Below are 4,498 nucleotides of genomic sequence, written 5' to 3' on the forward strand. Positions count from 1 at the left end.
TCCCGTTGGACCGGTTACTCCGGTCGGGCCGGTTGCCCCTGTACTTCCAGTTGGAATATAAATTGGTGGAAGAACTGGAAAAGTAGGTCCAATATTTTCATGCCCTATCATACCTTTATTCATTGATAATTTGTCATTCCGCTTCAATTTAATACCTCATTCCACATATTTTTTAACTAATCTACATAATTATAAATCTATCATTACGGAATATATTAATAACCATTCTCTTTTTCTTCCAAAATATCAATTCCAAATTATAATAATAATTCAATTACTAATTTAAATCCTCGTAATACAACTTACCTTACATTATTCATCGTTAATTTAATTACTGGCCGTTCAACGTATTCCTCTCTAACAATTATACGAATCGATTAAAAAATGATTCATTCTTTTTTATTATAAAAATTTTTAATTTGACGACAATGATCATGCAATAAAAAACATATTGTACTATATCCATAGTAGAAACTATCTATACTAAATTTTCGGTATATACATTATCAATTTACATTCTATCCATGCCGATGTTACAGTAAATATGAAGACAGTTTCTCCTTTACGAACCATCTCAATACGTATTTGAGAGACATTCTCCAATCCTATACGCGAGAGTAATACTATGTTGACACTCAAATGAGTGTCTTTTTTTGTGAATGATAAACAATAAAAACCATCTCTTATAGATGGTTTTATCATTACGCCTTTCTTTCGGTTTTTAAGATCACTACAAACTTATGAGGCTGGATAATAAATCGTCATAGTTATTCGGGTTAATGTTCTTCCTGTATTAATATAAGCGTGCGGTCTATCTGCATTAAATCGTATTGAATCTCCACTATTTAATTTATATTGGCAATCGTTTATTTCAATTGTCAATTCCCCTTCAAATACCGTTATAAATTCCTCAGTGCCCTCTTTATGTGCTTCCGAACTTAAATTTCCTTCTGTTTCAATTTCAACCGTATAGATTTCAAAGTTTCTATCATCTTGGAAAGGAAAGGATGGATACACTTTATATCTCCCATTATCTTCAGACAATACTTGCATATCCTTTCGTAAAACCACTTTCGTATCAGGCTGCGGATTGTTGATTAAAGAGGTAAAAGAAACCTTCAAGCCATTCGCAATTTTCCATATTGTTGTTAGTGTCGGGCTTGATTCTCCTCTTTCAATTTGTCCAATCATCGTTTTACTCACACCTGTTAATTGGGAAACTTTTTCTAAACTTAATTTTTCCTTTTCTCGTATTGTTTTTAAATTTTTCGCCAGAATCAGTTGAATTTCTTCCATAAAAAACACTCCCACACTCTATACAATATAACGACCGTTATGTATAATAAAAAGCACACGTTATACTGTTCTTTTCGGTCATTATAACATACAAAAATAATTAGGGGGTTTTGAAATGCCTATATTTTCTTTTTTATTATTTGTTTTTATAAGTAGCTTCACACCCGGTCCTAACAATTTTTTAGCGATGACATACGCAAATCAACACGGATTAAAAAGGAGCATGAAGTTTTGTTTTGGAGTAGCTTTTGGTTTTTTTATCCTCACTTCTTTATGTAGTTTCTTTAATGTTGTACTACTTAATATCTTACCCATAATCGAATTCCCTTTAAAAACTTTAGGTGTAGCGTATATGTTATATTTAGCTGTTAAAATACTCACTAGTAAAAGCAGTACGAATCCCAGTAAAAAAGATAATAAAAACTTATTTACAGTGGGGATTTCTCTTCAATTCGTTAATCCTAAAGGAATCTTATTCGGACTGACTGTAGTATCAACTTTTATCCTTCCTTACTACAATTCATATTCAAGCTTTCTTCTTTTTTCATTATTTCTTGGTATAGTCGGTTTAACAAGTACATTTAGTTGGAGCTTATTCGGTTCCATGTTTCAAAAATTTTTATTAAAACACAATCAATTATTTAACATCATTATGGCTGTATTATTAGTTTTCAGTGCTATTTCAATCGTTATACACTAATTCAATACTCATTCTCATTTTAGGTTTTTATACTTTTTAATACCACTCTTCATCACTCAGACTACTTTATATACTAATTCACCCATATACCCTATTTGTTTAAAACTTTTAAGAGGGAACCTTCTAACAATGAGGTTCCTTCCATATCATATTAAATAAAAAGCAGGTTAAATACGGAGGTGATTTTGATTAAGACTACTTTAATTTCTCATTTTTACAATGAAGAATATTTACTTCCATGGTGGTTAATGCACCATACAAAGCTTTTTGATCATGGCATTCTTATTAACCGTGGATCCACTGATCGTTCAGTTGAAATCTGTAAAATATTCGCTCCTAATTGGGAAATACGAAACTCAAAATCACTCGAATTTGATGCTTATTTAGTTGATCAAGAAGTTATGGAAATTGAAAGAGAAATTACAGGATGGAAATTGGTATTAAATACGACAGAATTCCTATGCTGTTATAATAAAGAACAATTTTTCAAATCACTTAACACTATGGGCGGCAATATGTTTTCAATAAGAGTGATTATGATGATTGATGAACCGACTCATGGCTACACTAATCCAAGATATAGCTCTCCGCTTGTTAAACAACGTTATCACGGCATAATAATTCAGCCTAATCCAAATCAACTATATCTTAACGGTAGATTAATTCACAATAATTGGCACGGGAACTATAGAGTCGGGAGACATGGTTCACATTATCCTTATAGCATTTACATGGAACCTGCTTTTATTTTCAAATTTTTTTATAGTCCATGGAACGATGCAATAAAAAAACGAAAATTGCAAATTGGACCGACTCTTTCTCAACATAGTGTAAGGCGTGGATTAGGTTCTCATCACTTAACAACAATTGAAAAATTAGAAAAAAAATATAAATACTATGCAACCTTAACTACGGACCTCCGGTTATTCTCAGAATACCAAACTATATTTCCTGACCTTTGTACTTAATGTCCTAAATATTTAGTTTCCACATCCATCCATTTTTTATTAATCTACCTACTCCAACTAACTACTTATCTCTAGTAGAAATCTGAGCTAGGACTCTTGCCGCACGCAGATTCCCCTTATTTAATCTCATATCACCAGCCTATAATCTTTCATACCGTTTCTTAAAAAATAAAATCAAAACTAATGTTTTAAGAGTTACGGCCTTATTTTTTCCTGTTATTCACTTTAAAATCTTTTTATAATAATATTGAAAAATACGGTATAATATAAATTACTGTTATTTAGGAGGGTCATAATGGCTGATAAGTATAAATTTTTCATTCTCATTGTTACCGCATTTTTTTCTTTCTTTTCCTTAATAAAAGATTTCCGCAACACTTCAAAAAGTTTCTTTTGGGGTAGCTTTGTAATTCTTACAAGCTTCCTAATACTATTAACCCACGCCTTAGATTTAACTCAAATCTTTCTTTATTCAACGCAGATAGCGCTTGAAATTATTACAATACCACGTAAATTATTTCTACCATCTGTCACTGAAGCCGCTAGTATGTGCTAACAAATCGTGATTCTAACAAAGTATTTTAAATTGATACATTTCTAGCAATAGAAGCAAAATAAGAACGTGTCCATAAACTGTGCAACTGCATGAGATACAGTGATTTTTGTCTCAAACACTTTAAAATGTTTTTCTATAATCATTTATTCTAGTTATAATGCATCATTTACTTTCGAAAGCTTTGGATACTTAAAAGTACAACGAACCTTACGATTTTTAGTGGTACTCCATATCCCCCCTCACTTTCACCCCACGTCTAAAGGCGATGGGCTTTCTTTTTTGGAAAATAATGTATTTTACTTATCAGAGTCCATAAAGAAAACATGAACTAGATTTATTTAGACACACATTTATATAACCTACATAAACTAAACATGTATAATTATGTTTTTTATAATGATGTACAGGGTAGAGCTTTCCTGAATCATATATTTCATATTTCTTTATTAGAAACACAATACTAGCCAATTAATACTTAAATTTTCTTATGCACACTATAATATCTTTTGATAGATTTGACACACATCTATATTAAACAAGCATATTTTATCGTATGGTGACTATCCCTAATAATACAAATTTAAAATTTTATAAAATCTTTTTATTTTTAATGAAAAATCTACAACATTGTAAAACAGTATGCACATAATAACTTGATTCCCTTTTTTAACATAAAACTTGTCTCAGAGCGCCTTTAACAGCGCTCTTTATCTTTAAATATAGTCACGATAGCTATTTACTGGTTCCAAAATAAATGACATTAATAATATAGAAATGAAATACCCATAAGAATTATTACTTTACTATTTCTTTAAATATACTAGTGAGGTGATTTTGATAGATTATCAAAATAAAGATATATTCATTAACTTTCCACTTTTAGATATTAACCATATTATTCTCCCACATCACCCGACTGGTCCTACCGGGGCTACCGGGACTACTGGAACCACTGGAACTACCGGCTCTACCGGGACT

At 31.0% G+C, this 4,498-nt stretch carries 5 protein-coding genes and 1 pseudogene; 4 read left to right on the plus strand and 2 right to left on the minus strand.

What is annotated here, in order from left to right:
- Positions 1-147 (minus strand): exosporium leader peptide-containing protein (locus COK05_RS30445; protein ID WP_141539320.1); only part of this gene is annotated, 147 nt, incomplete at its 3' end.
- 591 nt (positions 148-738) lie between these two features.
- Positions 739-1,296, minus strand: a complete 558-nt coding sequence (locus tag COK05_RS30450) for a helix-turn-helix domain-containing protein (protein ID WP_098615487.1) — start codon at positions 1,294-1,296, stop codon at positions 739-741.
- Positions 1,297-1,411: 115 nt separating this feature from the next.
- On the opposite strand from COK05_RS30450, the gene COK05_RS30455 reads away from it, so the two are divergent.
- From COK05_RS30455 to COK05_RS30470, 4 genes and pseudogenes are all read left to right on the plus strand, one after another.
- Positions 1,412-1,996 (plus strand): LysE family translocator, encoded by a 585-nt coding sequence (locus tag COK05_RS30455; protein ID WP_098615488.1) that lies wholly within the window; start codon positions 1,412-1,414, stop codon positions 1,994-1,996.
- A gap of 185 nt (positions 1,997-2,181) precedes the next feature.
- The gene (locus tag COK05_RS30460) at positions 2,182-2,964 is read left to right on the plus strand and encodes a glycosyltransferase family 2 protein (RefSeq protein ID WP_141539321.1); all 783 of its coding nucleotides are present in this window, start codon (positions 2,182-2,184) and stop codon (positions 2,962-2,964) included.
- A gap of 295 nt (positions 2,965-3,259) precedes the next feature.
- Complete coding sequence (locus tag COK05_RS30465; RefSeq protein ID WP_098615490.1) at positions 3,260-3,520, plus strand: hypothetical protein; 261 nt, start codon at positions 3,260-3,262, stop codon at positions 3,518-3,520.
- An 858-nt stretch (positions 3,521-4,378) separates the two neighbouring features.
- A pseudogene (locus COK05_RS30470) lies at positions 4,379-4,498 on the plus strand (collagen-like protein); the annotation flags it as partial.

Origin of the sequence: Bacillus cereus (genome assembly GCF_002567495.1) — a bacterium.
GTDB lineage: Bacteria > Bacillota > Bacilli > Bacillales > Bacillaceae_G > Bacillus_A > Bacillus_A cereus_AQ.